Annotated in this window: 23 protein-coding genes and 1 tRNA gene; 9 read left to right on the top strand and 15 right to left on the bottom strand. The window is 70.8% G+C overall.

Features of this window, described 5'->3' with window-relative positions; all coding sequences use genetic code 11:
* Positions 1 to 23: 23 nt before the first annotated feature.
* The 3 genes from ACZ7L4_RS36945 to ACZ7L4_RS36955 are packed head-to-tail and all read right to left on the bottom strand — an operon-like array spanning position 24 to position 2,612.
* A complete protein-coding gene (locus tag ACZ7L4_RS36945; protein WP_472109425.1) occupies positions 24 to 800 on the bottom strand; it encodes an energy-coupling factor ABC transporter ATP-binding protein in 777 nt (258 codons plus the stop codon).
* Positions 788 to 1,549: a cobalt ECF transporter T component CbiQ gene (gene cbiQ, locus ACZ7L4_RS36950; protein WP_472109426.1), complete on the bottom strand. Its 762-nt coding sequence runs from the start codon at positions 1,547 to 1,549 to the stop codon at positions 788 to 790. The genes ACZ7L4_RS36945 and cbiQ overlap by 13 nt, the downstream gene beginning before the upstream one ends.
* Before the next feature lies 1 nt (position 1,550).
* Positions 1,551 to 2,612, bottom strand: a complete 1,062-nt coding sequence (locus ACZ7L4_RS36955; protein WP_472109427.1) for an energy-coupling factor ABC transporter permease — start codon at positions 2,610 to 2,612, stop codon at positions 1,551 to 1,553.
* Between the two features lie 118 nt (positions 2,613 to 2,730).
* Between ACZ7L4_RS36955 and ACZ7L4_RS36960 the strand changes: the two genes are divergently transcribed.
* On the top strand, positions 2,731 to 3,105 hold the full coding sequence (locus ACZ7L4_RS36960; protein WP_472109428.1) for an SsgA family sporulation/cell division regulator: 375 nt from the start codon (positions 2,731 to 2,733) through the stop codon (positions 3,103 to 3,105).
* On the opposite strand, the gene ACZ7L4_RS36965 is transcribed toward ACZ7L4_RS36960, so the two are convergent.
* Together ACZ7L4_RS36965 and ACZ7L4_RS36970 are read right to left on the bottom strand one after the other, a co-directional pair.
* Positions 3,095 to 5,296, bottom strand: a complete 2,202-nt coding sequence (locus tag ACZ7L4_RS36965; protein ID WP_472109429.1) for an MMPL family transporter — start codon at positions 5,294 to 5,296, stop codon at positions 3,095 to 3,097. The genes ACZ7L4_RS36960 and ACZ7L4_RS36965 overlap by 11 nt on opposite strands.
* Before the next feature lie 107 nt (positions 5,297 to 5,403).
* The gene (locus ACZ7L4_RS36970) at positions 5,404 to 5,991 is read right to left on the bottom strand and encodes a TetR/AcrR family transcriptional regulator (protein ID WP_399237723.1); all 588 of its coding nucleotides are present in this window, start codon (positions 5,989 to 5,991) and stop codon (positions 5,404 to 5,406) included.
* A 168-nt stretch (positions 5,992 to 6,159) separates the two neighbouring features.
* On the opposite strand from ACZ7L4_RS36970, the gene ACZ7L4_RS36975 reads away from it, so the two are divergent.
* Together ACZ7L4_RS36975 and ACZ7L4_RS36980 are read left to right on the top strand one after the other, a co-directional pair.
* The gene (locus ACZ7L4_RS36975; RefSeq protein WP_472109430.1) at positions 6,160 to 9,474 is read left to right on the top strand and encodes a S41 family peptidase; all 3,315 of its coding nucleotides are present in this window, start codon (positions 6,160 to 6,162) and stop codon (positions 9,472 to 9,474) included.
* A 121-nt stretch (positions 9,475 to 9,595) separates the two neighbouring features.
* The gene (locus ACZ7L4_RS36980; protein WP_472109431.1) at positions 9,596 to 10,603 is read left to right on the top strand and encodes a DUF6528 family protein; all 1,008 of its coding nucleotides are present in this window, start codon (positions 9,596 to 9,598) and stop codon (positions 10,601 to 10,603) included.
* On the opposite strand, the gene ACZ7L4_RS36985 is transcribed toward ACZ7L4_RS36980, so the two are convergent.
* Positions 10,592 to 11,221, bottom strand: a complete 630-nt coding sequence (locus tag ACZ7L4_RS36985; RefSeq protein ID WP_472109532.1) for a MerR family transcriptional regulator — start codon at positions 11,219 to 11,221, stop codon at positions 10,592 to 10,594. The genes ACZ7L4_RS36980 and ACZ7L4_RS36985 overlap by 12 nt on opposite strands.
* Positions 11,222 to 11,454: 233 nt before the next feature.
* Between ACZ7L4_RS36985 and ACZ7L4_RS36990 the strand changes: the two genes are divergently transcribed.
* The 4 genes from ACZ7L4_RS36990 (at position 11,455) to ACZ7L4_RS37005 (ending at position 15,118) form a co-directional block, all read left to right on the top strand.
* Positions 11,455 to 12,990, top strand: coding sequence for a flavin-containing monooxygenase (locus ACZ7L4_RS36990; protein ID WP_472109432.1), 1,536 nt, complete (start codon positions 11,455 to 11,457; stop codon positions 12,988 to 12,990).
* Entirely contained in the window at positions 12,987 to 13,952 is a 966-nt protein-coding gene (locus ACZ7L4_RS36995) for an alpha/beta fold hydrolase (protein WP_472109433.1), read from the top strand. The genes ACZ7L4_RS36990 and ACZ7L4_RS36995 overlap by 4 nt, the downstream gene beginning before the upstream one ends.
* On the top strand, positions 13,949 to 14,824 hold the full coding sequence (locus tag ACZ7L4_RS37000) for an SDR family oxidoreductase (protein ID WP_472109434.1): 876 nt from the start codon (positions 13,949 to 13,951) through the stop codon (positions 14,822 to 14,824). The genes ACZ7L4_RS36995 and ACZ7L4_RS37000 overlap by 4 nt, the downstream gene beginning before the upstream one ends.
* A gap of 111 nt (positions 14,825 to 14,935) precedes the next feature.
* Positions 14,936 to 15,118, top strand: a complete 183-nt coding sequence (locus tag ACZ7L4_RS37005; protein ID WP_472109435.1) for a hypothetical protein — start codon at positions 14,936 to 14,938, stop codon at positions 15,116 to 15,118.
* Between the two features lie 80 nt (positions 15,119 to 15,198).
* Here ACZ7L4_RS37005 and ACZ7L4_RS37010 read toward each other — a convergent pair whose 3' ends face one another.
* Positions 15,199 to 15,999: an exodeoxyribonuclease III gene (locus tag ACZ7L4_RS37010; protein ID WP_472109436.1), complete on the bottom strand. Its 801-nt coding sequence runs from the start codon at positions 15,997 to 15,999 to the stop codon at positions 15,199 to 15,201.
* 67 nt (positions 16,000 to 16,066) lie between these two features.
* Here ACZ7L4_RS37010 and ACZ7L4_RS37015 point away from each other — a divergent pair, with 67 nt between their 5' ends.
* Positions 16,067 to 16,573: a GNAT family N-acetyltransferase gene (locus ACZ7L4_RS37015; RefSeq protein ID WP_472109437.1), complete on the top strand. Its 507-nt coding sequence runs from the start codon at positions 16,067 to 16,069 to the stop codon at positions 16,571 to 16,573.
* 61 nt (positions 16,574 to 16,634) lie between these two features.
* Here the strand turns inward: ACZ7L4_RS37015 and ACZ7L4_RS37020 are convergent.
* The 7 genes from ACZ7L4_RS37020 to galU all read right to left on the bottom strand — a co-directional run bounded on the left by ACZ7L4_RS37020 (position 16,635) and on the right by galU (position 22,373).
* Positions 16,635 to 16,708, bottom strand: a tRNA-Ala gene (locus ACZ7L4_RS37020).
* Positions 16,709 to 16,799: 91 nt separating this feature from the next.
* Positions 16,800 to 18,038 carry a divisome protein SepX/GlpR gene (gene sepX, locus ACZ7L4_RS37025; RefSeq protein ID WP_472109438.1) on the bottom strand — a complete coding sequence of 413 codons (1,239 nt, stop codon included), beginning with the start codon at positions 18,036 to 18,038 and terminating at the stop codon, positions 16,800 to 16,802.
* Between the two features lie 171 nt (positions 18,039 to 18,209).
* On the bottom strand, positions 18,210 to 18,854 hold the full coding sequence (locus tag ACZ7L4_RS37030; RefSeq protein WP_472109439.1) for a GNAT family N-acetyltransferase: 645 nt from the start codon (positions 18,852 to 18,854) through the stop codon (positions 18,210 to 18,212).
* 20 nt (positions 18,855 to 18,874) lie between these two features.
* On the bottom strand, positions 18,875 to 19,390 hold the full coding sequence (locus tag ACZ7L4_RS37035) for a MogA/MoaB family molybdenum cofactor biosynthesis protein (protein WP_472109440.1): 516 nt from the start codon (positions 19,388 to 19,390) through the stop codon (positions 18,875 to 18,877).
* Positions 19,387 to 19,905 (bottom strand): cyclic pyranopterin monophosphate synthase MoaC, encoded by a 519-nt coding sequence (moaC, locus tag ACZ7L4_RS37040; protein ID WP_450809897.1) that lies wholly within the window; start codon positions 19,903 to 19,905, stop codon positions 19,387 to 19,389. Before moaC ends, ACZ7L4_RS37035 begins: the two co-directional genes overlap by 4 nt.
* 96 nt (positions 19,906 to 20,001) lie before the next feature.
* Positions 20,002 to 21,348, bottom strand: coding sequence for a molybdotransferase-like divisome protein Glp (gene glp / locus ACZ7L4_RS37045; protein ID WP_472109441.1), 1,347 nt, complete (start codon positions 21,346 to 21,348; stop codon positions 20,002 to 20,004).
* A 122-nt stretch (positions 21,349 to 21,470) separates the two neighbouring features.
* The gene (gene galU / locus ACZ7L4_RS37050) at positions 21,471 to 22,373 is read right to left on the bottom strand and encodes a UTP--glucose-1-phosphate uridylyltransferase GalU (RefSeq protein WP_472109442.1); all 903 of its coding nucleotides are present in this window, start codon (positions 22,371 to 22,373) and stop codon (positions 21,471 to 21,473) included.
* 94 nt (positions 22,374 to 22,467) lie between these two features.
* Between galU and ACZ7L4_RS37055 the strand changes: the two genes are divergently transcribed.
* Positions 22,468 to 23,100 carry a 5-formyltetrahydrofolate cyclo-ligase gene (locus ACZ7L4_RS37055; protein WP_472109443.1) on the top strand — a complete coding sequence of 211 codons (633 nt, stop codon included), beginning with the start codon at positions 22,468 to 22,470 and terminating at the stop codon, positions 23,098 to 23,100.
* Between the two features lie 69 nt (positions 23,101 to 23,169).
* Here the strand turns inward: ACZ7L4_RS37055 and ACZ7L4_RS37060 are convergent, their stop codons facing one another.
* Positions 23,170 to 25,923: a penicillin acylase family protein gene (locus tag ACZ7L4_RS37060; RefSeq protein ID WP_472109444.1), complete on the bottom strand. Its 2,754-nt coding sequence runs from the start codon at positions 25,921 to 25,923 to the stop codon at positions 23,170 to 23,172.
* Between the last annotated feature and the right edge of the window lie 155 nt (positions 25,924 to 26,078).

Genomic DNA, 26,078 nt, shown 5'->3' on the forward strand with positions numbered 1-26,078 from the left:
GCCCCCGCATTCCGGATGATCGATCAAACCGGCTTGCTCGCCACCGACCTCGGGTCGAACCCGAACGGCAGCTCCAGCCGGTGCGCCGCCATCAGGTCCTCGTCCACGAGCAGGTCCCCGGTCGCCCCGTCCGCCGCGATCGCGCCGTCGCTGAGGATCACGGCGCGGGGGCACAGCTCCATCGCGTACGGCAGGTCGTGCGTGACCATGAGGACCGTGACGTCCAACGAGCGCAGGATGTCGGCGAGTTCGCGGCGCGAGGCCGGATCGAGGTTGGAGGACGGCTCGTCCAGGACGAGGATCTCCGGCTCCATGGCGAGGACGGTGGCGACCGCCACGCGGCGGCGCTGGCCGAAGGAGAGGTGGTGCGGCGGGCGGTCCGCGAACTCCTCCATGCCGACGAGGGCGAGCGCCTTGCGGACCTGTGCCTCCAGTTCGGCGCCCTTCATCCCCGACGCCGCCGGGCCGAACGCGACGTCCTCGCGGACCGTCGGCATGAACAGCTGGTCGTCCGGGTCCTGGAAGACGATGCCGACCTTGCGGCGGATCTCCGCCATGTTGCGCTTGTCCACGGGCAGGCCCGCGACCGTCACCGTGCCCGCGCCGCCCGTCAGGATGCCGTTGAGGTGCAGGACGAGGGTCGTCTTGCCGGCGCCGTTCGGGCCGAGCAGCGCGACCCGCTCGCCCTTGCCGATCGTGAGGTCCACGCCGAAGAGGGCCTGGTGCCCGTCGGGGTAGGCGAAGGCGAGCCCGGAGACGTCCAGGGAAGCGGGTACGGAAGAAACAGTCACAGCGTCCATCCCATCAGGCACACCACGAGCGCCGCACCCGGCAGGGTCAGCGCGTACGACCACTGGGTCCGGGTCGCCGCCAGATCGTCGATCACCGGCATCGCCCCCGCGTAGCCACGGCTGACCATGGCGAGGTGCACCCGCTCCCCGCGCTCGTAGGAGCGGATGAACAGGGCGCCCGCCGACTTGGCGAGCACGCCCCAGTGCCGTACGCCCTTGGCCTCGAAGCCGCGCGACTCCCGGGCGATCCTCATGCGGCGCATCTCATCGGTGATCACGTCGCCGTAGCGGATCATGAACGAGGCGATCTGGACGAGGAGCGGGGGCAGCTTCAGGCGTTGCAGGCCGAGGATCAGTTCGCGCAGTTCGGTGGTCGAGGCGAGCAGGACGGCCGCGGCGACGCCGAGCGTGCCCTTGGCGAGCACGTTCCACGCGCCCCACAGTCCGCTCTCGCTGAGCGACATCCCGAGGACCTGCACCCGCTCGCCCTCCGCCACGAACGGCATGAGGACGGCGAAGGCCACGAACGGGACCTCGATCAGGAGGCGCTTCAGCAGGAAGCCCGCCGGGACCCACGCCGCGTACGCCACGGCCGCGAGCAGCACCGCGTACAGGCCGAAGGCCCACATCGCCTCGCGCGGGGTGGAGACGACGACCAGGACGAAGCAGAAGACGGCGGCCAGCTTGGTGTGCGGGGGCAGCGCGTGCACGGGTGTGGTCCCGGCGCGGTAGAGCTGGTGGGCGTGGCCCGCGCCCATGTCAGGACACCTTCTCCTGCGCCGCCGGCACCTCGGTCGAGGTCGCGTCGCTGGTACGCCGCCTGCGCAGCGCCCAGAAGATCCCGGTGCCGGCGACGACGGTGACGCCGACGCCGATGATCCCGGCGAGGCCGCCGGAGAGGCGGGCGTCGGTGATGTCCTTCACGCCGTAGTCGGCGAGCGGGGAGTCGGAGGAGGCGTGCTCCTTCGTCTTCTTGTCGATGCCCTTGTCGTGGGCGACCTTCTCCAGGCCGTCGGGGTTGGCCGAGGCGTAGAAGGAGACGAATCCGGCGAGGACGACGGAGGCGGCCAGGCCGATGGCCCAGACCTTGCGGTGGGAGCGGGCGGCCGCGACCGGAGCCGCCGCGGGCGCGTCGACCAGCTCCCCGTTCACCCTCAGCTTCAGCGGCTGGTGCAGGCCCCGGGCCCCGTACACGAGGTCGGGCCGCACGGCGACGACCGCGCCGACGGTGAGCGCGGTGATCACGGCCTCGCCGATGCCGATGAGGACGTGCACGCCGACCATCGCGGTGGCGACCTTGCCGATGGAGACGTCGGTCGTCCCTCCGATGGCGTAGATCAGGGTGAAGACGACGGCGGCGGCCGGGACGGACAGCAGCGCCGCGACGAAGGACGCCACGGTGATCGAGCGGCGGGTGCGCGGCAGCAGCTTCACGAGGCCGCGGAAGACCAGGTAGGCGACGACGGTCGTGGTGATCGCCATGTCGGTGATGTTCACACCGAGCGCGGTCAGGCCGCCGTCGGCGAACAGCACGCCCTGCATGAGCAGCACCACGGACACACAGAGGACCCCTGTATAGGGGCCCACGAGTATCGCGGCCAGCGCCCCGCCCAGGAGGTGTCCGCTGGTGCCCGCCGCGACGGGGAAGTTGAGCATCTGCACGGCGAAGATGAACGCCGCGACGAGACCGGCGAGGGGCGCGGCGCGCTCGGAGCCCAGCTCACGGCGGGCGCCGCGCAGGCTGACGGCGACGGCGCCCGCGGCGACGACGCCCGTGGCGGCCGACACGGGGGCGTTGATGAATCCGTCAGGGACATGCATCGTTCGATGATAGAGGCTTGTTGCGAATGCCTTGCAAGAGCCTCCCGGCACCAATTGGCCCCGATCTCCCCCGGTCACCCCTGGTCTGTACACCTCCAGATATGCGACATTTAAGGACATGACGGTTGTCGAGCAGTACGTAGAGCAGTACGCCCGGGCCCGAGTCGTCACCGACTCCCCCGAGGCGCACCGGGCGGTCCCCGTCGTACTGCGCCACGAGGGCGGCACGGTCCGTGTCGCCCTGCCCGGCTCCGGCGAGTGGGGCTCCTTCCCCCGCGACCTCCTCGAACGCGGGGTGCGCACCCCGGTCTCCGCCGGCACCGTCCGCATCTGGCCGTGCGGGCGCGTTCAGACCGTCATCGAGTTCCACGCCCCGCACAAGCCGAGCGGGGTGACGGTCGTGCAGTTCGACACGAAAGCGCTGATCCGCTTCCTGCGCCGCACCCACACAGCCGTCACCCCGGCCAAGGCCCCTCAGAGCCTCACGCGCTGACGAGCTCCCGGTCCTCCTCGGGACGCTGATCGTCGGCGGCGGTCCGCAGCCCCTCGCCCTCGACGTCCACGTTCGGCAGCGCCTTCGCCAGCCACTTCGGCAGCCACCAGGCCTTCTTGCCGAGCAGCGCGAGCACGGCGGGCACGAGCGTCATGCGCACGATGAACGCGTCGAAGAAGACGGCGATGGCGAGACCGAAGCCGATCATCTTCACCATCTGCTCCGAGCTTCCGATGAAGCCGGCGAACACCGCGATCATGATGACCGCCGCGGCCGAGACCACCCGCGCCCCGTGCCTGAACCCGGTGACGACGGCCTGCGCGGGCCGCTCCCCGTGCACGTACGCCTCCCGCATCCGGGTCACGAGGAACACCTCGTAGTCCATCGCGAGGCCGAAGACCACGCCCACCATGAAGATCGGCATCATCGACATGACCGGACCGGTCTGCTCGACGCCGAACAGCGAGCCGAGCCAGCCCCACTGGAAGACCGCGACGACGGCGCCGAGCGCCGCGAGCACGGAGAGCAGGAAGCCGAGCGCCGCCTTCAGCGGCACCAGGATCGAGCGGAAGACCACCATCAGAAGCAGGAACGCCAGGCCGACGACGAGCGCCAGGTAGGGGATCAGCGCGTCGTTGAGCTTCTGCGAGACGTCGATGTTCATGGCGGTGGAGCCGGTGACACTCAGCTCGGCGCCGGTGTCCGCCTTGATGTCCTTGCCCGCGTCACGGATGTCGTGCACGACGTTCTCGGTGTCGACCGAAGACGGCTTGTACTTGGAGACGACGCTGATGACCGCGGTGTCGCCCGCCTTGTTGAAGGTCGGCGGGGTGACGGCCGCGACGCCGTCCGTGCCCTTGATCTCGCGGACGACCTCGGAGACGGCGGCCTTCGGGTCGTCCGAGCCCTTGGCGTCGACGACCGTCATGAGCGGCCCGTTGAAGCCGGGCCCGAAGCCCTCGGAGAGCAGGTCGTACGCCTTGCGCTGGGTGGTGCTGGTCGGCTGCGAGCCGTCGTCGGGCAGGCCGAGTTCGAGCGAGGCGACCGGGACGGCCGCGGCGCCGAGGCCGAGGATGCCCACGATCAGGACGGTGACCGGGCGGCGCAGCACGAAGCGGGCCCAGCGGGTGCCCATGTTGGCCTTGGGCTCCTTGTCCCCGCCCAGGTCCTTGCGGGCCTTGCGGCCGTGCACGCGCTTGCCGACGTAGCCGAGCAGCGCCGGGATCAGGGTGAGCGCGATGAGCACCGCGATGGCGACGGTGCCGGCGGCCGCGATGCCCATCTTGGTCAGCATCGGGATGTTGACGACGGCGAGGCCGACCAGCGCGATGACGACGGTGAGGCCCGCGAACACGACGGCCGATCCGGCGGTCCCGACGGCCCGTCCCGCGGCCTCCTCGCGCTCGCGGCCCTCGGCCAGTTCGGCGCGGTACCGGGACACGATGAACAGCGCGTAGTCGATGCCGACCGCGAGGCCGATCATCATCGCGAGGGTCGAGGTGGTGCTGCCCAGGTCGAGCACGCTGGCCAGCGCCGTGATGGTGGAGACGCCGATGCCGACACCGATCAGCGCGGTCAGCAGCGGCAGGCCCGCCGCGATCAGCGAGCCGAACGTGATCACCAGGACGACGGCCGCGATCGCGATGCCGATGACCTCGGTGGCGCCGGTCTCCGGCATGGCCTGGAGCGCGTCACCGCCGACCTCGACGGTCAGACCGGTCTGCTTCGCCTCGTCGATGACGTCCTGCAGCGCGTCCCGGTCGGCGTCGGTCAGCTCCATCGAGGAGACCTTGTACGAGGCCGAGGCGTAGGCGATCGTGCCGTCCTTGCTCAGCGTCTTGGCGACGAACGGGTCGGCCACGGAGGCGACCTGCTTCGAGCTGGACTTGAGGGAGGCGACGGTGTCCTGGATGTCGGCCTTGTTGGCCGGATCGGTGAGCTTCTCGCCCTTCGGCGCCTCGAAGACGACGCGGGCGGTGGCCCCGTCGGCGGCGGAGCCGGGGAAGCGCTGGTCGAGCAGGTCGAAGGCCTTCTGCGCCTCGGTCCCCGGTATGGAGAAGGAGCTGGAGGCCGCGGTCGGCGCGGAGGCGGCGCCCACGCCCGCGAGCGTGAGCAGGGCCACCCAGATCAGGGCGACGAAGTGCCGTCGGCGGAACGCGAGTTTGCCGAGTTTGTAGAGGAATGTGGCCACGGAGGCGTACTCCCGGTCAGGTCGTGGGTCCAACAGGACAGCAGGGCAGGTGTGATCGGCCCGACGACATGAGCGGTTGTGCGTCAGGTGGAACAGCTGGGGAAGGGTCAGGCGCTGAGGGCGGGGAGGACCACAGCGTCGATGTACGAGACGAGGTATTCCTGCGTCGGCGGTTCTTCGTCGATGAGCGTGCGGGTGGCGAACGCGCCGATCAGCATGTGGATCAGATAGCCGAGCGCCGGGTTGTCGGCCCGGACCTCGCCCCGGTCCACCGCTCTGCGCACCATCCGGTCGACGCCCGTCATCTCGGGCTCGACGATCCACTCCTTGAAGGCCGCGAGCAGATCCGGATTGGCGTGCACGGCCACCATCAGGCCGCGCATGAGCGCGCTGTTCTGCTCCATGTGACAGTCGTCCTCGCGGAACGCGATCGCATGCAGATCACCGCGCAGCGAGCCGGTGTCGACCTCGTCGAAGTGCGGCTTCTGGCTCCGCAGCGCCCTCACCACCAGCTCGGCCTTCCCGCCCCACTGGCGGTAGAGCGTCGCCTTGCTCGAGCGCGTGCGGGTGGCCACGGCGTCCATCGTCAGGGCGTCGTAGCCGACCTCACGGAGAAGTTCGAGCACGGCGCCGTACAGCTCGGCCTCGCGCTCGGGCGTGATCCGGCTGCGACGCGTCGTTGCCTCCGCGACCATGTCACCCACCTGACCTCTCCGTATGCGTACGCCATAAAAGTACCCTGCCCACTAGCGAAACGAAACGGTTTCGTACGTGCGCTGCGCCACATCGGTCCGGGCCACCCTTCTCAGCGAGTCCCGGTTGCCGGAGCCCGCGTCGCGGAAAAGCATGAGGAGGTGACTGAGGTGACTGAGGAATCCGATGCTGCCGACGGCCGTGCGTACCTGCGCTTCCCCCACATCAGCGGCGAGCGGCTGTGCTTCGCCGCGGAGGACGATCTGTGGGTCGCGCCGCTCGACGGCTCGGCGCGGGCCTGGCGGGTCACCGTCGACCGCACCAAGGTCAGCCACCCGCGCTTCTCCCCCGACGGCCGGCACATCGCGTACACGACGTGGCGCAGCCTCGACCCGGAGATCCATGTGGCGCCGGTCGACGGCGGCTCCGCGCGGCGCCTGACGTACTGGGGCAGCGTCGACACCCAGGTGCGCGGCTGGTCGCCGGACGGCGACATCCTCGCGGTGGCCTCGCACGGCGAACCGTTCTCGTACTTCACCTTCGCCTACAGCGTCCCGACCGACGGCTCCCCCGGCGGCAAGCTCCCCTGGGGCCCGGTCTCCGACATCCAGGTCGCCGACATCGACGGGGAGCGCCGGACGCTGCTCCTGACCGGTACGCCGCCGCACGAGCCGGCCGCCTGGAAGCGCTACCGGGGCGGCGCGCAGGGCCGGCTCTGGGTGCACGGGCAGCGCATCCTCGCCGACCTCGACGGGCATCTCGACGACCCGATGTTCGTGGACGGCCGCATCGCGTTCCTCTCCGACCACGAGGGCATCGGCAACGTCTACTCCTGCCTCCCCGACGGCACGGACCTGCGCCGCCACACCGACCACGACTCCTTCTACGCCCGGCACGCCACCACCGACGGCGGCCGCGTGGTCTACCAGTGCGCGGGCGACCTGTGGATCCTCGACTCGCTGTCCGCCGACTCCGTGCCGCGCAGGCTGCGGGTCCGGCTCGGCGGACCGCGCGCGGGCCGCCGCAGCTACCAGGTGCCCGCGGCGAACCACGTCGACTCGCTCTCCGTCGACGAGACGGGCCGGGCCAGCGCCGTCGTCGTCCGCGGCAGCCTGTACTGGCTCACGCACCGCGACGGCCCCGCCCGCACCATCGCCGACACCCCGGGCGTGCGCGTGCGCCTGCCCGAGATGCTGGGCTCCGGCGGACAGGTCGCCTACGTCACCGACGCCGACGGCGAGGACGCGATCGAGATCGCCTACCTGCCGCGGGCCAGCGGCGACCGCAGCCCGCGCCGGTTCGCCTCCGGGCGGCTCGGCCGCGTACAGGAGCTGGTCTCCGACCCGGCGGGCGAACGCCTCGCGGTCGCCTCGAACGACGGTCGGCTGCTGCTCATCGACGTCGGCGAGGACGAGGGCGGCGAGGCACCCCTTGAGCAGCCCACCGTCACCGAGCTGATCCGCTCCACGAACGGACCGGTCCGCGATCTCGCCTTCTCCCCCGACGGCTCCTGGCTGACCTGGTCGCACCCCGGCATCGGCCGCTCGCTGCGGCAGATCAAGATGGCCCGGATCAACCGGGGCGGCGGCTCCACCGCGCTCGGCGCGACCAAGCGCGAGACCGCGACGGTCGTCGACGTCACCAACGGCCGCTTCGAGGACGAGAACCCGGTGTTCACGCGGGACGGCCGCTACCTCGCCTTCCTCTCCTGGCGCGGCTTCGACCCGGTCTACGACGTGCACACCGGCGACCTGTCGTTCCCGCTGGGCTGCCGCCCCTACCTCGTACCGCTGTCGTCGGCGACGCCGTCCCCGTTCGCGCTCTCGCCGGACGGGCGGACGGCGGCGGGCGGCCTGGACCCGGTGGAGGACGCCGGTGGCGACGGGACGCCGACCGTGGAGATCGAGGGGCTCGCCAACCGCGTGGTCCCCTTCCCCGTCTCGGCGTCCAAGTACTCGTCGCTGCACGCGGTGGCCGGCGGCGGCCTCGTCTGGCTGCGCTGGCCGATCTCGGGCGCGCTCGGCGAGACCTTCGCCAACCCGGCCGACCCGTCGGCCCAGCCGACCCTCGAACACTTCGACCTGGTCAAGGGCAAGAAGTCCCAACTCGTCGCGCACATGGACTGGTTCGCGGTCAGCGGCGACGGCTCCCGGCTCGTCGTCGTCGACGAGGGCGAACTGGAGGCCGTGCCCTCCACCGAGGCCGGCGACAACGACACCACCGTCTGGATCGACCTGCGCCGCATCCTGCACGAGGTCGACCCGGCGGCCGAGTGGCGGCAGGCCTACGACGAGGCGGGCCGGATCATCCGCGCCTACTTCTGGGAGCCGCACATGTGCGGCATCGACTGGGACGCGGTCCTCGACCAGTACCGCCCGCTGGTCGAACGCGTCGCGTCCCCCGACGAGTTCGCGGATCTTCTACGGGAGGTCCTCGGCGAACTCGGCACCTCCCACGCCTACGTGGCCGCCGCCCGCCGCAACGAGGGGCCGCCGCACTACCAGCGCGCCCAGGGCCTGCTCGGCGCCAACTTCGTGTGCCGGGACGGCCATTGGACGCTCCAGCGGATCCTGCCCGGCGACTCCTCCGACTCCAAGGCCCGCTCCCCGCTCGCCGGCACCGGCATCCGCGACGGCGCCGTCCTCACCCACATCGACGGCCGCCCGGTCGACCCGGTCAAGGGCCCCTACCCGCTGCTCGCGGGCGCCGGCGGCACGACCGTCGAGCTGACCTTCACACCCGCCGAGGGCGGCGGCCGGCCCCGCCGCGTCGCGGTCGTCCCGCTCGTCGACGAACGGCCGCTGCGCTACCAGGACTGGGTCGCAAAACGCCGCGCCGTCGTCCGCGAGCTGAGCGGCGGCAAGTGCGGCTACCTGCACATCCCCGACATGGGCGGCTCCGGCTGGGCCCAGTTCAACCGCGACCTGCGCATGGAGGTCTCCCGGCCCGCGCTCATCGTCGACGTGCGCGGCAACGCGGGCGGCCACATCAGCGAACTCGTCGTCGAGAAACTCACCCGGAAGATCATCGGCTGGGACCTGACGAGGAACGCGCAGGCCGTCTCGTACGCCTCGAATGCGCCGCGCGGCCCGGTCGTCGCCCTCGCCGACGAGGCGACCTCCTCCGACGGCGACATGATCGCCGCCGCGTTCAAGCTGCTCGCGCTCGGCCCGGTCGTCGGCCAGCGCACCTGGGGCGGCGTCGTCGGCATGACGGGACGGCACAAGCTCGGCGACGGCACGGTGATCACGGTCCCGATGAACGCGGCCTGGTTCCCCCAGTACGGCTGGTCCATCGAGAACAAGGGCGTGGAGCCCGACATCGAGGCCCTGCGCACCCCGCTCGACTGGGCGGAGGGCCGGCACGCCCAGCTCGACGACGCGGTGGAGCTGGCGCTCAACCTCCTGGCGGAACAGGGCGCGACGACGCCGCCCGACTACTCCGACGTCCCTGACCGGCGGCGGCCGCAGCTGCCACCGCGGTGACCCGTCCCTCCGCCGGACCAATGTCCTGCGGAGGGCTTACCCCCTTCCCCCCTGGCATGACAGATTCTGGGCGCACACACGGCGATGTCGCGCTCAACCACCTGTCTCCCAGGGGGCTTTCATGTCGCACGGCTCACGAAGAGGGATCCTGCTCGGCGCCGCGGGAATCGGGGCGGGGCTCGCACTCGGCAGCGGAGGGAGGGCCGCGGCGGCTGCCGGCCTTCCGCCCGTCCTCATCACCGAACAGGCGAGCAAGCGGCTCCTGGTGATGGACTCCCGGGTGCGGGTGTGGGACCCCGCCGTGGAACCCGGCGTCGTGCGCTGGGCGTTCTCCCCGGTGGGCGACGCCCGGTACCGGGACACCGAGCCCGACATCAGCTGGGTGTACCCGAGCGAGGCGAAGGTGCGGCGCCATCGCGGGCGCACGTACGTGCTGACCACGGCCTCGTTCGGCTTCGTCGGCGTGGTCGAGTGGCCGAGCGGGCGGCGGTACTGGGCCGGGGCGCTCGGCCCCGGGGACGATCTGATCAACCCGCACACCGCCGAGATCCTCCCCGACGGGAACGTCGCCGTCGCGTGCAGCACGGGCGCGCGGGTGCGCCTGTACGCGGCGTCCCTTGGCCCGCACGCCACGCGGCACACCGAGGCCGAGCTGAAGGGCGCCCACGGGCTGCACTGGGACCCGGTGCGCGAGGTGCTGTGGGCCATGGGCGACGACGAACTGGTGGCCTACCGGGTGGAGGGATCGCGCGTACGCCCCGCGCTGGTGCGGCAGTACGCCGTGGCCCTGCCCGTCGCCACACCGGGGAAGTCCGCCGGCGGGCACGATCTGTTCCCGGTGGCGGGAGTGCCGGGGCGGATGTGGGTGACGACCTCCGCGTCGGTCTTCCAGTACGACATCGTCGGCCAGGGCTTCACGCAGGACTTCGCTGGGGCCTCGGAGATCGCCCGCAAGTCCGTGAAGTGCGTGGGGGACGACCCGCGCACCGGTCGGGTGATCACCACCGTCCCGGAGAAGGGGCTCGGCGAGACGTGGTGGACGACCACCGTGAGCCTGCACCGGCCGCCCGGCACCTTCACCTACGTCAACGGCGGGATCTACAAGGCCCGTTGGTGGCTACCCAGGTGAACCGTCGGACGACTCCAGGCGGCGGTCGATCGCCAGCGAAAGCTCCGCCTCCACCACGCCCTTCGCGAGCGGGCGCAGCCGGTCGATGTCCTTGTCGGAGGCGTGCTCGGCGACCAGGTCGGTGAAGAGCGCGGCCAGCGCCTCGGCATGGTCGCGCACCCGCCTGGCCGCGGCGAGCACGTCGGCCAGCGGGATGCCCTCGCGGACCAGGGCCGCCGAGATGTCGAGCAGCCGGCGGCTGATGTGCACGATCTCCTCGCCGTCGATGCCCAAGTAGCCGAGATCCAGGGCCGCCTGGAGGTTTTCGGGCGTGACGTCGTCCGCGAAGTAGTCGGCGAGTTCGGCGGCGGAGAGGCGGACGGGGACCTCCTCCGTGGGCTGCACGCCGAGGAGTTCACCGACGTCGCGGCCGCGGTCGAAGGCCTCGGAGAGCTCGCTGATCCCGTTGAGGGTGTGGCCGCGCTCCAGCAGCGAGGCGATCGTGCGCAGACGGTCCAGGTGCGTCTCGTCGTACCAGGCGATGCGGCCCTCGCGGCGGGGCGGCTTGATGAGCCCGCGCTCACGGTAGAAGCGCACGGTGCGGACGGTGATGCCGGCCGCCTTCGCCAGCTCCTCCATGCGGTACTCGCGCTTGCCCACGTCTTCTTTCACGTCTCCTCCCACGCGGGGAACCCTATGACAAGTACTGCGGCCCGGAGGGCCCCGTTGAGGGGCGGTGGTCGGGCGACGGGCGGGCGTACCGGGAGTAACTTTCCTCGGTCCGACCCCTACCCATGAGTACGTACAGCCTCTACTCTCCGAATTACGCCAGTGTTCACTGGCAGAGTCGCAGCGGCAAGGGAGGCGCCGGGATGGCCGAGCAGGAGCACGAACACGTACGAGTGGCGGTGATCGGATCCGGCTTCGGCGGCCTCGGCGCGGCGGTCAGGCTGCGCCGCGAGGGGATCACCGACTTCGTGGTCCTGGAGCGGGCCGGAGCGGTCGGCGGGACCTGGCGCGACAACAGCTACCCGGGATGCGCCTGCGACGTCCCGTCCCACCTGTACTCCTTCTCGTTCGCGCCCAACCCGGACTGGCCGCGGACGTTCTCCGGCCAGGAGCGCATCCAGGAGTACCTGGAGCACGTCGCCGACACCTTCCGGCTGCGCCCGCACATCCGCCTCGACTCCGAGGTGAAGCAGCTGCGCTGGGACAACGACAAGCTCTGGTGGGAGATCGACACCGCACAGGGCACACTCACCGCCGACGTCGTCGTCTCCGCCACCGGACCGCTCTCCGACCCCAAGACACCCGACATCCCCGGGATCGACACCTTCCCCGGCAAGGTCTTCCACTCCGCGCGGTGGGACCACGACTACGACCTCCGGGGCAAGCGCGTCGCCATGATCGGCACCGGCGCGTCCGCCATCCAGATCGTCCCCGCCATCCAGAAGGAAGTCGGCAAACTCACCCTCTTCCAGCGCACACCGCCCTGGGTGATGCCGCGCGCCGACCGGGCCATCACCAAGGCCGAGCGCTGGCTGCACCGCCAACTGCCCTTCACCACCCAGGCACGCCGCGGACTCCTGTGGGGCATCCGGGAGTTGCAGGTCCAGGCGTTCACCAAGCACCCCAATGAACTGGGCATGGTGGAGCAGCTCGCCAAGCGGAACATGCACCGGGCGATCAAGGACCCGGCGCTGCGCGCCAAGCTCACCCCGGACTACCGCATCGGCTGCAAGCGGATCCTGCTCTCCAACACGTACTACCCGGCGCTCGCCCAGCCCAACGTCGACGTCGTCGCCTCCGGACTGAGCGAGATCCGCGGCAACACCCTCGTCGCCTCCGACGGCACCGAGGCCGAGGTCGACGCGATCGTCTTCGGCACCGGCTTCCACGTCACCGACATGCCCATCGCCGACCGCGTCATCGGCGCCGACGGCGACACCCTCATGCAGTCGTGGAAGGACGGCATGAAGGCACTGCGCGGCGCCACCGCCGCCGGATTCCCGAACTTCATGACCGTCATCGGCCCCAACACCGGCCTCGGCAACTCCTCGATGATCCTCATGATCGAGGCCCAGCTGAACTACCTGGCCGACTACATGCGCCAACTGCACGTCCTCGGCGGCCGCGTCGCCCTGAACCCGCGCGAGACCGCCGTCACCGGCTGGAACAACCGCGTGCAGGACCGCATGAAGCGCACCGTGTGGAACACCGGCGGCTGCAACAGCTGGTACCTCGACGAGAACGGGGTCAACACCACCGTGTGGCCGGGCACGACCACCGAATTCCGGCACGCCACCCGGCATGTCGACGTAGGCGAGTACGAGGTGGTGCGCGCGCCCGCGAAGCCGGCCGCGTCCACCCCGCGTACCAAGAAGAAGGCCAAGGTGAACGCCGCATGAGCCGCCTGATGCGCCATGTCACGACGGGACCGTACGCACCGCCCGTCGCCGCCCGCGAGCTGACCGTCACCTCCGCGGACGGGGCCCGGCTGCACGTCGAGGTGCACGGACCCTCCGACGACACGACTGCCCCCGCCGTCGTGCTCTCGCACGGCTGGACCTGCTCGACGGCGTTCTGGGCCGCGCAGACCCGGGCCCTCGCCACCGACCACCGGGTGATCGTGTACGACCAGCGCGGACACGGCCGCAGCCCAGCCGCCGCCCAACCCCCGTACACCACGGACATGTTGGCGGACGACCTGGAGGCCGTGCTCGGCGCGACCCTGGAGCCGGGCGAGCAGGCCGTCCTCGCCGGACACTCCATGGGCGGCATGACGATGATGGCCGCCGCCGGACGCCCGAAGTTCCAGGAGCACGCGGCCGCCGTCCTGCTCTGCAGCACCGGAAGCTCGCAGCTCGTCGCCGAGGCCACCGTGGTGCCGCTGATGCGCGCGAGCAACCTGCGCACCCGCTTCACCCGCGCGATCCTCGGCTCCAAGGCGCCGCTCGGCCCCGTCACGCCCATCGGCAAGCGGGTCCTCAAGTACGCGACGATGGGCCCGGGTTCGGCCCCCGACAAGGTCGAGGCCTGCGCGCGGATCGTGCACGCCTGCCCGCGCGGGGTGCGATACGGCTGGTCGCACGTGCTCGAACACCTCCAACTGGACGCCGGACTCGGGCAGTTGACGATGCCCGTCGCCGTCGTCGCGGGAACCGCCGACCGCCTCACCCCGGTCGCGCACGCCCGGCGGATCGCCGCCGCGCTGCCCGACTGCGCGGGCCTGACCGAGCTGGCGGGGCTCGGCCACATGACACCCATCGAGGCGCCGGACGCCATCACGACGAAAATCCGCGAACTCTCCAATCAGTACGTGAAGTCGCAGCCGCAGTCGCAGTCGGACAAGGGAGCAGACGCCGCATGAGCAAGGTCAGCCTCGAAGGACAGGTCGCGGTCGTCACGGGCGCCGCGCGCGGCGTGGGCGAACTGCTCGCCCGCAAGCTGTCGGCACGCGGCGCGAAGATCGCGCTGATCGGTCTGGAGCCGGACGAGTTGAAGCAGGTCGCCGCCCGGCTGCACTCCGACGCCGACTGGTGGCACGCGGACGTCACGGACCACGTGGCGATGGCGCAGGTCGCACAGGAGGTCAAGGAACGCTTCGGGAAGGTCGACATCGTCGTCGCCAACGCGGGCGTCGCGACCGGCGGCCCCTTCGCCGACTCCGACCCGATCGCCTGGCGCCGCGTCATCGAGGTCAACCTCATCGGCTCCGCCGTCACGGCCCGCGCCTTCCTCCCCGTCCTGACGGAGTCCCGCGGCTACCTGCTCCAGATCGCCTCCCTCGCCGCGATCACCCCCGCCCCGATGATGACCGCCTACTGCGCCTCCAAGTCGGGCGTCGAGGCCTACGCGCACAGCCTGCGCGCCGAGGTCGGCCACAAGGGCGTCCGCGTCGGCGTCGGCTACCTGTCCTGGACCGACACCGACATGGTGCGCGGCGCCGACCAGGACGACGTGATGCGCGAACTGCGCCAGCAACTGCCCTGGCCGTCGAACAAGACGTACCCCCTCGGCCCGGCGGTCGACCGCCTCGTGGCGGGCATTGAGCGCCGCTCGCCGCACGTGTACGCGCAGTGGTGGCTGCGCGGCATGCAGGGCATACGCGGCTACCTGCCGTCGGCGATCGGCATCGTGGGCCAGCAGCGCGTGAAGCGCTTCGAGGGCCGCATGAGCGGCATCTCCAAGGGCCTGGTGGGCGCGGGCGGAGCCGCCGACGAGGCCTCACGAGGCCGCTGACCTGCGACGTCCCACACCCGCGCACGATCCGTCACTGATCGAAATGCGACATATCGGCCGCCGTGTCAGTCTGATCGAGGCCCATCCCCCATCCTTCATGGAGTGCATCAAATGGGTATCTCTGACCAGTTCAAGGACAAGGCCGAGCAGCTGCAGGACAAGGCCAAGGAAGCCATGGGCGGCTCCGAGGGCAAGACCGAGGAAGGCCAGGACCGCGCCAAGGAAGGCATGGACCAGGCCAAGGAAAAGGCGCAGGACACCGCCCAGGAGGCCAAGGACCGCTTCCAGCAGTGACGCCACCTGAACACATGTGACTGGGCCCCGTCCGAATCTCCGGACGGGGCCCAGTCATATTGCCCTGCGCGCGCCGCCGCCTACTCGTACACGACGGTGACGGGCGCGTGGTCCGACCAGCGCTCGTCATGCGTGGCGGCGCGCTCGACGAAGCCCTTCACCGCACGCCCGGCGAGGCCCGGCGTCGATACGTGATAATCGATGCGCCAACCTGAATCGTTGTCGAAAGCGCGCCCCCGGTACGACCACCACGAGTACGGCCCCTCGACGTCCGGGTGCAGGGATCGCACCACGTCGACGTAGCCGCCGTCGGACGGGTCGAAGACGGAGGTCAGCCACTCGCGCTCCTCCGGGAGGAAGCCGGAGTTCTTCTTGTTGCCCTTCCAGTTCTTGAGGTCGGCCTCCTGGTGGGCGATGTTCCAGTCGCCGCAGACCACGACCTCGCGGCCGTCGGCGGCGGCCCGCTCGCGCAGGGACTTCAGGTAGGGCAGGAACTCGCCCATGAAGCGGATCTTCTCGTCCTGGCGCTCCGTGCCGACCTCGCCGGACGGGAGGTAGAGGCTGGCGACGGTGACGCCCGGCAGGTCCACCTCGACGTAGCGGCCGCTGTCGGCGAACTCGGACGAACCGAAGCCGATCTGCACGCGCTCCGGCTCGCGCCGCGTATAGAGGGAGACGCCGGCCCGGCCCTTGGCGGCGGCCGGGGCGTGCACGACGTGCCAGCCCTCGGGCTCCCGCACGTTCTCGGGCAGCTGGTGGGGCTCGGCGCGCACTTCCTGGAGGCAGACGGCGTCGGCGGAGGTCTCGGCGAGCCACTCCACGAAGCCCTTCTTGGCGGCGGCCCGGAGCCCGTTCACATTCACAGAGGTCACAGTCAGCACCCCGGCACGATACCGGCAGACTGGACGGGACAGCCGCAAGCACCCGCATAGAGTTACGATGTCCCGTATGACTATTCAGCTTCCCGGAGTGGGGGCCCCGAGCCTGCGCCCCACCTCCTTCGGCCACCGCGACGCGATCGCGCTGAACGACCGCGTCCAGCTCGAATACGCGGAGCGCTACGGCGACGAGGGCGACGTCACACCCCTTGACCCGACGATGTTCGAGCCGCCGCGCGGCCTCTACCTGATCGCGTACGACGCGGCGGGCACGCCGCTCGCGACCGGCGGCTGGCGCGGCCAGGAGGCGAACGAGGAGGGGTACGCGGACGGCGACGCCGAGCTGAAGCGCATGTACGTCACCCCGGAGGCGCGCGGCCTGGGCCTGGCCCGGCGGATTCTCGCGGCGCTGGAGGAGGACGCGCGGGCGGCGGGGCGCACCCGCATGGTTCTGGAGACGGGCCTCAAGCAGCCGGAGGCGATAGCCCTGTACGCGTCGAGCGGTTACGAGCCGTGCGCGAAGTTCGGTCACTACCGGTTCGACGAGTTGAGCCGGTGCTTCGCGAAGGAGTTCTGAACCGAACCGGCTCTGGACATGCGAAAACCCCGGCGGTTTCCCGCCGGGGTTTTCGTTGCTGTGGACGTGAGGGGATTCGAACCCCTGGCCCCCTCGATGCGAACGAGGTGCGCTACCGGACTGCGCCACACGCCCTTGCAACGAGTGAAACTCTAGCACCCCGATCCGGGTGCTTGGAAATCCGTTCCCTGGCTGGTCAGCCGGGCGGGCTCCGAAGTGGTCCGGCTCACTCGTTGGCGGCGCGCGGCCGGCCGTCGGCCCCGTCGTCGAACTGGTCGAAGAGCGGGGTCCGTCCGCGCTCGCGGGAGCGGCGCGCGGAGGCGGCGCGGCGGGCGTCGCTGCGGCCGTCGTCGGCGACCGGCTCGGCGGACTCCGGGGCGGGCTCGGTGGCCTGCTCCTCCTGCCGCGCGGCCTGTTCCGCCGCGGAGGAGCGGGCGGAACTCCACGTCTCGGGCGCGTTGTAGTCGATGCCGCCGGTGGCGCGGGGGGCGACGGGGGCGGTGACGTAGGTGGGCAGCGGCACGGGGACCGGGTCCCAGCTGTCGCCGGGGCCCGGGTGGCGCTGCCGTTCGCGCTGCTGGTCGACCCACTCCTGATGGTCGGTCTGCTCGACGAGGGCGCGGCGGTCGGCGGCGAGGGCCTCGAGGCCGGGGTCGGTGGCGGTCCCGTCCACCGATGGGCCATCCTCCTGGTCCTCGGCCGCCGCGCGCGCCGCGGCCGGCTGCCGCCTGCGCGGCTGGCGCTCGCGCAGGCGCTGCGCTGCGACCTCGGCGCGGCGGCGGTCCATGACGTAGGCGAAGCGGCGTCGTTCCTGGGTGCGCAGGTAGACGATGTACGCGCTGAGGAGCAGGGCGGGGGCCGCGGGCGCCCAGAGGAACGCGACACCCCCGACGGCGGCCACGACGGCGCCGATGGTGAAGGCGGCGAAGAGCAGCACGGTTGTGCGGCGGCGGCGCGCGAGCACCTTGGTGCGCCGGGCGCGTGCGGCCTGCGCCTCGGCCGCGGCGGCGGAAGTGGCGCGGGCGGCGCGGGGCTTGGCGGGCGGCTCGGGCTCGGCCGCCGGTTCGGGTTCGCGGGCGGGTTCCGCGCGCTCGTGGGCCGGTTCCGCGAACTCTCGGGCGGAATCGGGATGTTCACGGCTTTCGCGACGTTCGCGTCCCGGGTGCGGGGCACGCCGCTCCCCGGACGGAGACATGCCGACGTCCCGGACGTCCACCCCTTCGGTGGGTGCGTCCGGGTCGACCGGGTCGCCGCGCCGCTCGTCCGACTCGGGCGAGCGCGCCTGCAGGTCCTTGGCGTACCGGCGCTCCATGCCCGCCCGGCCGGAGAGAAGCCGGATGGCGGTGCTGAAGCGTTCCGTCGGACGGGCTTCGTTCAACTCGTCCTGCCTACGGAGCCACATCGGCACCAAGTAGGCGGCCCAGGCCCCGACGATGACTGCGTAGATGAGGCCGCTGCTGCTCACGGACACACCGTAGAGGGGTTTACGCGGGGCCATCCGCCAATTGAGCCGGTGTGTCGCACGATCTGGCTGATAATCCGAGCTTTTTTGCGATGGATGTGATCAACGGGCCGACCTTCGGGGGAATTCAATGACCCCTGACGGTGCCTCATCGATCAATTTCGAACATTTATTTCATTTCGAGGGGGCGCCCGGATCGACCGTATTGGGGGCACTCGGACCTGCGGCATTGCCCCGTCGCTCACGACGGCGTCGCTTCAGGAGCCCCTCCGGGACCTCTTCGGCGGTGAGCGCGAAGACAAGGTGGTCGCGCCAGGCCCCGTCGATGTGAAGATATCGTGGACGCAGGCCCTCCTCGCGGAATCCGAGTTTCTCCACGACCCTGCGGCTCGGCCCGTTCTCCGGCCGAATACAGACCTCGATGCGGTGGAGTCCCACGGTCCGGAAGCAGTGGTCGACCGCGAGGGCGACGGCCGTCGGCATCACGCCGCGGCCCGCCACCGACTGGTCCACCCAGTACCCGACATGGCCCGAGCACATCGACCCCCAGGTGATCCCGGCGACGGTCAACTGCCCGACGAGGCGGCCCTGGTACTCGACGACGAAGGGCAGCATCCGGCCCGCGTTCGCCTCCGAGCGCAGGTGGCGCACCATTTGACGGTATGTCGGGCGGTGGGTGATCGGACCGCTCGGCGTGGGCGGCGGGATGGTCGCCTCCCAGGGGCGCAGCCAGTCGCGGTTGCGCCGGTTCACCTCACGCCACGCGCGCTGGTCGCGCAGCCTTATGGGGCGGAGGACGACTTCGCCCTCCACCAGCACGACGGGCCACGACGGGCTGTTCAGTGCGCACCCCCGGGTGCCTGGACGTCGGGTCTGGGGTGGTCGCCGCCGTGGATCTGGTCGACGGCGTGGGTCAGCAGCGGCCCGAGGACGGCGAGCCCGTCCTTCACGCCCCCGCTGGAACCCGGCAGGTTCACGATCAGTGTGCGCCCGGCGACCCCCGCGAGGCCACGCGAGAGTGCCGCCGTGGGCACTTTCTCGCGGCCGTACGCGCGGATCGCCTCCGGGATGCCCGGTACCTCCCGGTCGAGGACGCGGGCCGTCGCCTCGGGGGTGCGGTCGGTGGGCGAGATGCCGGTGCCGCCTGTGGTGATCACGACGTCGTACGCCGCTTCGATCGCGGCGCGCAGGGCGGCCTCCACGGGGTCGCCGTCCGGGACGACCTGGGGGCCCTCGACGGCGAAGCCCAGCTCTCTGAGGCCCGCGGCGATCAGCGGGCCGCCCTTGTCCTCGTAGACCCCGGCGGCGGCCCTGTTGGAGGCCGTGACGACGAGGGCGCGGTAGCTGTCGGTCATGCCCGGTCCTCCCGGTTCCAGGTGCCGGACTTGCCGCCCGTCTTCTCCTCGACCCGGACGTCGGAGATGACGGCGCCCTTGTCGACGGCCTTGACCATGTCGACGACGGTGAGCGCGGCGACGGAGACCGCGGTGAGCGCCTCCATCTCGACGCCCGTGCGGTCCGTGGTCTTCACGGTGGCGAGGATCTCCACCGCGTCGTCCGCCACGGACAGGTCGAGCTTGACCCCCGACACGGCCAGCGGGTGGCAGAGCGGGATCAGGTCGGGGGTGCGCTTGGCGCCCATGATTCCCGCGATCCGCGCCGTGGCGAGCGCGTCGCCCTTGGGCACGCCCTCGCCGCGCAGCAGCTCCACGACGCGCGGCGAGACGAGGACGCGGCCGCTGGCGCGGGCGGTGCGCGCGGTCACGTCCTTCTGCGACACGTCGACCATGCGGGCGGCGCCCGCCTCGTCGATGTGCGTGAGCCGGTCGGTCCGGTCCTGCTGGTCCTGCTGATTCTGCGAAGTGCTCATGGTGCTGTGGCGCTCCCGATCCGAGCCGTGCGCGGTGCGGCGCGCCGGACGATTTGTGCGCGACACGCTATCGCGAGCCTCCGACAGTCGGCCCTGTCAGCCCAGCAGGACCACGTCCACCTCGGCGCCCGGCTCCACCGACGTCGTGTCCTCGGGGACCACGATCAGCGAGTCGGCCTGCGCGAGCGCCGCGATGAGGTGGGAGCCCGCGCCGCCGACGGGGGCGACCTCGCCGGCCTCGGCGTCGTACACGCCGCGCAGGAACTGGCGGCGGCCGGAGGGCGAGCTCAGCGCCTTGTCGGCGGTGAGGGTCGCGCGGGCCTTCGGGCGGTGCACGGCGTCCGCGGGCAGGCCCATCAGGGCGCGGATCGCGGGCCGTACGAACAGTTCGAAGGAGACGTACGACGACACGGGGTTGCCCGGCAGCGCGAGCAGCGGGGTGTGGTCGGGGCCGATGGAACCGAAACCCTGCGGCTTGCCGGGCTGCATGGCGAGCTTGCGGAACTCGACGCCGCTGCCGGCCCCGATGCCCTCTTCGTCCTCCGGGTCGCCGATGCCGGTCAGGGCCTCCTTGACCACGTCGTACGCGCCGACGCTGACGCCGCCGGTGGTGACGATGAGGTCGGCGCGGATGAGCTGGTCCTCGATGGTGGAGCGGAGCGTCTCGGCGTCGTCGGAGACCGCGCCCACCCGGTAGGCGATGGCTCCGGCGTCGCGGGCGGCGGCGGTGAGGGCGAAGCTGTTCGAGTCGTAGATCTGGCCGGGCGCCAACTGTTCGCCGGGCTGGACGAGTTCGGTTCCGGTGGAGACGACGACCACGCGCGGGCGCGGGCACACGCGTACGGTGCCGCGGCCGATGGCGGCGAGGAGCGCGATCTGCGGCGGGCCGAGGACGGTGCCGACGGTGAGTGCCCGGTCGCCGGCCTGGACGTCGCTGCCCTGCGCGCGTACGTGCGCGCGTGCCTCGGCGGGGCGGTGCACGCGGACCTCGCCCGACGCGCCCTCAGGGGCGGTGCTGTGGGCGGGCATCGAGGTGACGGGGCCCGCGCCGAGCCCTCCGTCGGTCCACTCGACGGGGACGACGGCCTCGGCGCCGGGCGGCAGCGGGGCGCCCGTCATGATGCGGGCGGCCTCGCCGGGGCCGACGGTGGGCTGTTCGGCCTGGCCCGCGGCGACGTCGCCGATCACCGTGAGCACGGCGGGGAACTCCTCGCTCGCGCCCGCGATGTCCGCGACGCGCACCGCGTAGCCGTCCATCGAGCTGTTGTCGAACGGCGGCAGGGACAGCGGGACCGTCACCTCTTCGACGAGCACGCAGCCCTGCGCGTCGAGGAGTTGGAGCTCGATGGGGTCGAGCGCGTGGACGGCGGCGAGGATGTCCTCCAGATGCTCGTCCACCGACCAGATCTGTGCCTGGCCCTCGCTGGCACTGAAACTGTTCACTGCTGCTCCCCTGCTCCTCGTGCCGGTCTTTCTGCTACTCCGGTGTTACTACCACGGGCCGGATGTGACGCCCCGGAGGTGGTGTTCCGTACCGGGGCGCAGGTCCGCCGGGGAGCGGGGTGTCAGATCTCCTCGGCGACGTAGCCGCGCAGCCAGGTCCGGAACTCCGGTCCCAGGTCCTCACGTTCGCACGCGAGGCGGACGATCGCCTTGAGGTAGTCGCCGCGGTCGCCGGTGTCGTAGCGGCGGCCCTTGAAGACGACGCCGTGCACGGGGCCGCCGATCTTCTCGTCTGCGGCGAGCTGCTGGAGCGCGTCGGTGAGCTGGATCTCGCCGCCGCGGCCGGGCTCGGTCTTGCGCAGTATGTCGAAGACGGCGGGGTCGAGGACGTAGCGGCCGATGATCGCGTAGTTGGAGGGGGCGTCGGCCGGGTCGGGCTTCTCCACCAGGTCGGTGACCTGCACGACGGCGCTGTCCTCGGTGGCCTGGACGGCGGCGCAACCGTAGAGGTGGATCTGGGAGGGCTCGACCTCCATGAGCGCGATGACGCTGCCGCCGTGCTCCTCCTGGACCTCCACCATCTTCTGGAGCAGCGGGTCGCGGGGGTCGATCAGGTCGTCGCCGAGCAGCACCGCGAAGGGTTCGTCGCCGACGTGCGGGGCGGCGCACAGGACCGCGTGGCCGAGGCCCCTGGGGTCGCCCTGGCGCACGTAGTGGATGGTGGCCAGGTCGTTGGACTCCTGGACCTTGGCCAGGCGGCCCGCGTCGCCCTTCTTCTGAAGCGCCGCCTCCAGCTCGTGGTTGCGGTCGAAGTGGTCCTCCAGCGGGCGCTTGTTGCGACCTGTGATCATCAGTACGTCGCCGAGCCCCGCCGACGCGGCCTCCTCGACCACGTACTGGATCGCCGGCTTGTCGACGACCGGGAGCATCTCCTTGGGGGTCGCCTTCGTGGCGGGCAGGAACCGGGTGCCGAGGCCCGCGGCGGGGATGACAGCCTTGGTGATCCTGGTGTGCGCGTCAGTCATGCGGGTCACCATATCCGGCTGCTATGGGCGGAATCTGTGGGTCCGCTTTGTAGGCACATATATGCGTCGAATAGGAGAGGTTTGTGACCCGGCTATGAGTCCGCACACCGATGACCCCGCGGCGGAACCGCGCGGCGCCCACCCTGACAAGCGTTCCTTGCGCAGGGAGTTCCTCCGGGTGAGGAGCGCGTTGACGGAGGATGAAGTACGGGAGACGGAGCGGGCCGTGGCCCGCCGGGCCCTCGAACTCGACGAGCTGGCACGGGCCCGCACGGTGGCGGCGTACGTCTCCGTGGGCGGCGAGCCCGGGACCGGCGCGCTCCTCGACGCCCTCCGCGCGCGCGGCACGCGCGTGCTGCTCCCTGCCCTGCTGCCCGACAACGACCTGGACTGGGGCGCGTACGAGGGTGCGGCCTCGCTCACCACGGTGCGGCACCCCGGAAAGATGGCCCTGTTGGAGCCCGGCGGCGAGCGGCTCGGCCCCGATGCCGTCCTGGAGGCCGACGCGGTGCTGCTGCCGGGGCTCGCCGTGGACGCGCGCGGGATGCGGCTCGGCCGCGGCGGCGGCTCGTACGACCGGGTGCTCGCGCGCCTGGAGGCGGCCGGTGCGCGGCCCGCGCTGGTCGTGCTGCTCCACGACAGCGAGGTCGTCGCGCAGCTCCCCCAGGAGGCGCACGACAAGGCCGTGGACGCGGTGGTGACACCCTCGGGCGTGCGGCGGTTCTGACACCCCAGCACCACACATGCGAAAGGGGCCTCCACGCGCGCGTGGAGGCCCCTTCGGTGCTCATCGCTGTTACGGCTTCAGGACCAGCGAGTCCTCCGTGCTGTCACCGACGGCCTTCTCGGAGAAGTTCCACGGCAACAGGTCACCCTTGATCCACTTCTCGGTCTGGTCCGTGTAGTGGTCGCTGAAGGTGTGCCCCGAGGCGCCCGTGAGGTTGATCCACTTCGACTTGTCGAGGTCCGCCATGTTGACCACCATCCGCATGGACGGCACCCAGTCGACCCCGTAGCCGCCCGCGGCGTTCCAGCCGGTCGCGTTCACGGCCGCCTCGCCGCCGCCCAGCTTCCAGGGGCCGCGGTTGAGCACGTACTGCAGCCAGCCCGGTCCCTCGGTGCCGAGGGTCTGGTTCTTCAGCTCCAGCTTGTGCAGCCGGCCCCAGCTCCAGGTGTCGATGTCCTTGCCGAGCTTGGCCGTGAGGTCCCAGCGGGCGTCCTCCATGGCGCGGGCGAACAGCTGGTCACGGTTCTCGGTGGGGTCGTTCGTGCGGCTGCCCGGCGTCTTCCACCAGTCGTTCTTCGGATCCTTGATGATCTTGCGGACGACCTCGAACCAACGGTCACCGCCGTCCGGCTGCGCCGAGTGCGTGTCCCGCTCGCCGCACTCGCGGACCTTGCGGTCCTCGTCGGCGGGGCCCGTCTTGTCGACCGGCTCGACGCTCAGGCACTGGCCGTCGACGCGCAGTTCCTTGGGCAGCTTGTTGCCGAAGGCGAGCTTGAGGATGTTGCGCCACACCGAGTTGAAGTAGGCCGCGGCGGCGGAGTCCGGGTTCTGCGTGTAGTCCCAGTTCTCCAGGAGCTGCTGCGCGTCCCTGACGTCCTTGTCCTTGACGTCGATCTTCTGCAGATAGGGCACCAGGAGCTTGGCGATCTCGCTGCTGTTGTCCATCTGCATGGTGCGCATGTCGTCCGTGGAGATCTTCCCGCCGTCCTTGATCTTCGACTCGATCAGGTCGGTGATGCGCTGGCTACGGGTGCCGTAGCCCCAGTCCTTGGTCAGCGTGTACGGGTAGCTGTCGTCGACCACGGCCTGGTTGGCGGTCACGATGTAGCCGCGCTTCGGGTTGAACTCGTAGGGCAGCTCGGACTGCTTGATGTAGCCGGTCCAGCGGTACTCGGAGTCCCAGCCGGGGGACGGCAGCGAGCCGTCGCCCTCGCCGCGGGTCGGGATCCGGCCCGGCAGCTGGTAACCGATGTTGCCCTCGGTGTCGGCGTAGGTGAGGTTCTGCGAGGGCACCTGGAAGTCGGCGGACGCCTTGCGGAACTCGGACCAGTTCGACGCCTTGTCGAGGTTGAAGACGGCGTCCATGGTGTTGCCCGGCTGGAGCGCGGTCCAGCGCAGCGCGATGCCGTAGCCGTCGCCCCGGTCGGGGGCCGCCGCGTCCACGCCGGCCTTCTTGCCGACCTTGACGAGTTCGGAGTCGCGGTCGGACAGCAGCGGCCCGTTGTCGGTCTCGCGCACCGTGATCGTCTTGGACTCGCCGCCGGCGACCTTGATGGTCTCCTTGCGGGTCTTGAACGGCACGGTCTTGTCGTCGACCAGGTAGCCGTCGCCGCTGAACTTCTCCAGGTACAGGTCGGTGACGTCGACGCCCGAGTTGGTCAGGCCCCACGAGATGTTCTGGTTGTGGCCGATGACCACGCCCGGCATGCCCGCGAAGGTGTAACCCGAGGTGTCGTACTGGCACTTGCTGGAGACGCTCGTGCAGTGCAGGCCCATCTGGTACCAGACGGAGGGCAGTTGCGGCGCCAGGTGCGGGTCGTTGGCGAGCAGCGGCTTCCCGGTGATGGTGTGGTCGCCCGAGACCACCCACGAGTTCGAGCCGATGCCGTTGCCGTTGGGCCCGAGGCCCGCGGAGTCGGGGATCTCGTCCAGGACCTTGGAGAGGCCGCCCAGCTGGCTCTGGAGGCCGCCAGGGGCCTGTGTGCCGCCCGCCAGGCCGGTGCCCGCCGCCCCGGCCGACTGCGTGCCCGTACCGCCGCCGGAGGACGCGTCGAACGACTTCGTGGCGCTGTTGTACCCGCCCTCCTGCACGATCGGCTTGTGCCGCGCGTACGGGTAGTCGGGGTACAGGTCGGCGATCTGCTTCGGGCCGAGCCGGCTCGTCATCAGCGAGCGGTCGATCTCCTCCTGCATGTTGCCGCGCAGGTCCCAGGCCATCGCCTTGAGCCAGGCCACCGAGTCGACCGGCGACCACTTCTGCGGCTTGTAGTCGTTCTCGAAACCGAGCGCGACGTACTCCGCGGAGATCTCCTTGCCGCTCTTGCCCCCCAGGTAGGAGTTGACTCCCTTGGAGTACGCCTGGAGGTACTTCTTGGTCGAGGGCGACAGCTTGGTGTCGTACTCCTTCTGCGCCACGCGATGCCAGCCCATGGTGCGCAGGAACTCATCGGTCTTGACCTGGCCCTTGCCGAACATCTCGGAGAGCCGACCGGAGGTCGTATGGCGCCGCACGTCCATCTCGTAGAACCGGTCCTGTGCCTGCACATAGCCCTGCGCCATGAACAGGTCGTGGTCCGTGGACGCGTAGATCTGCGGGATCCCGTAGCTGTCCCGCTTGACCTGCACCGGTCCGTCGAGCCCGTCGAGTTGGATGGACCCCGTCGTCTGCGGCATGGACGCGCGGACGCTGTCGACGCTCCAGTAGGCACCGAATCCGATGCCCGCGAGAACGGCCAACACGAGCACGATCACGATCAGTCGGGCTCGGCGCCCCTTCTTCTTGCCGGGCGGGCTGCCGGCAGAGGCGTTCGTAGTGGAGGGCATCGCGGTCCTTGCTGTCCTTCGCTAACCGGGCGGGGCGAGAGCAACCTTACGAGCAGTGCGCAGTGGCTCCGGACGCGGAGTGGGGAAGCGGGGTTCTACGGAGAACGGCGTGACGTATCCGGCATCAAGAAAGCGTTAACGATTAGGTAAGGTAA

It is taken from the genome of Streptomyces sp. NPDC107575 (assembly GCF_055657265.1).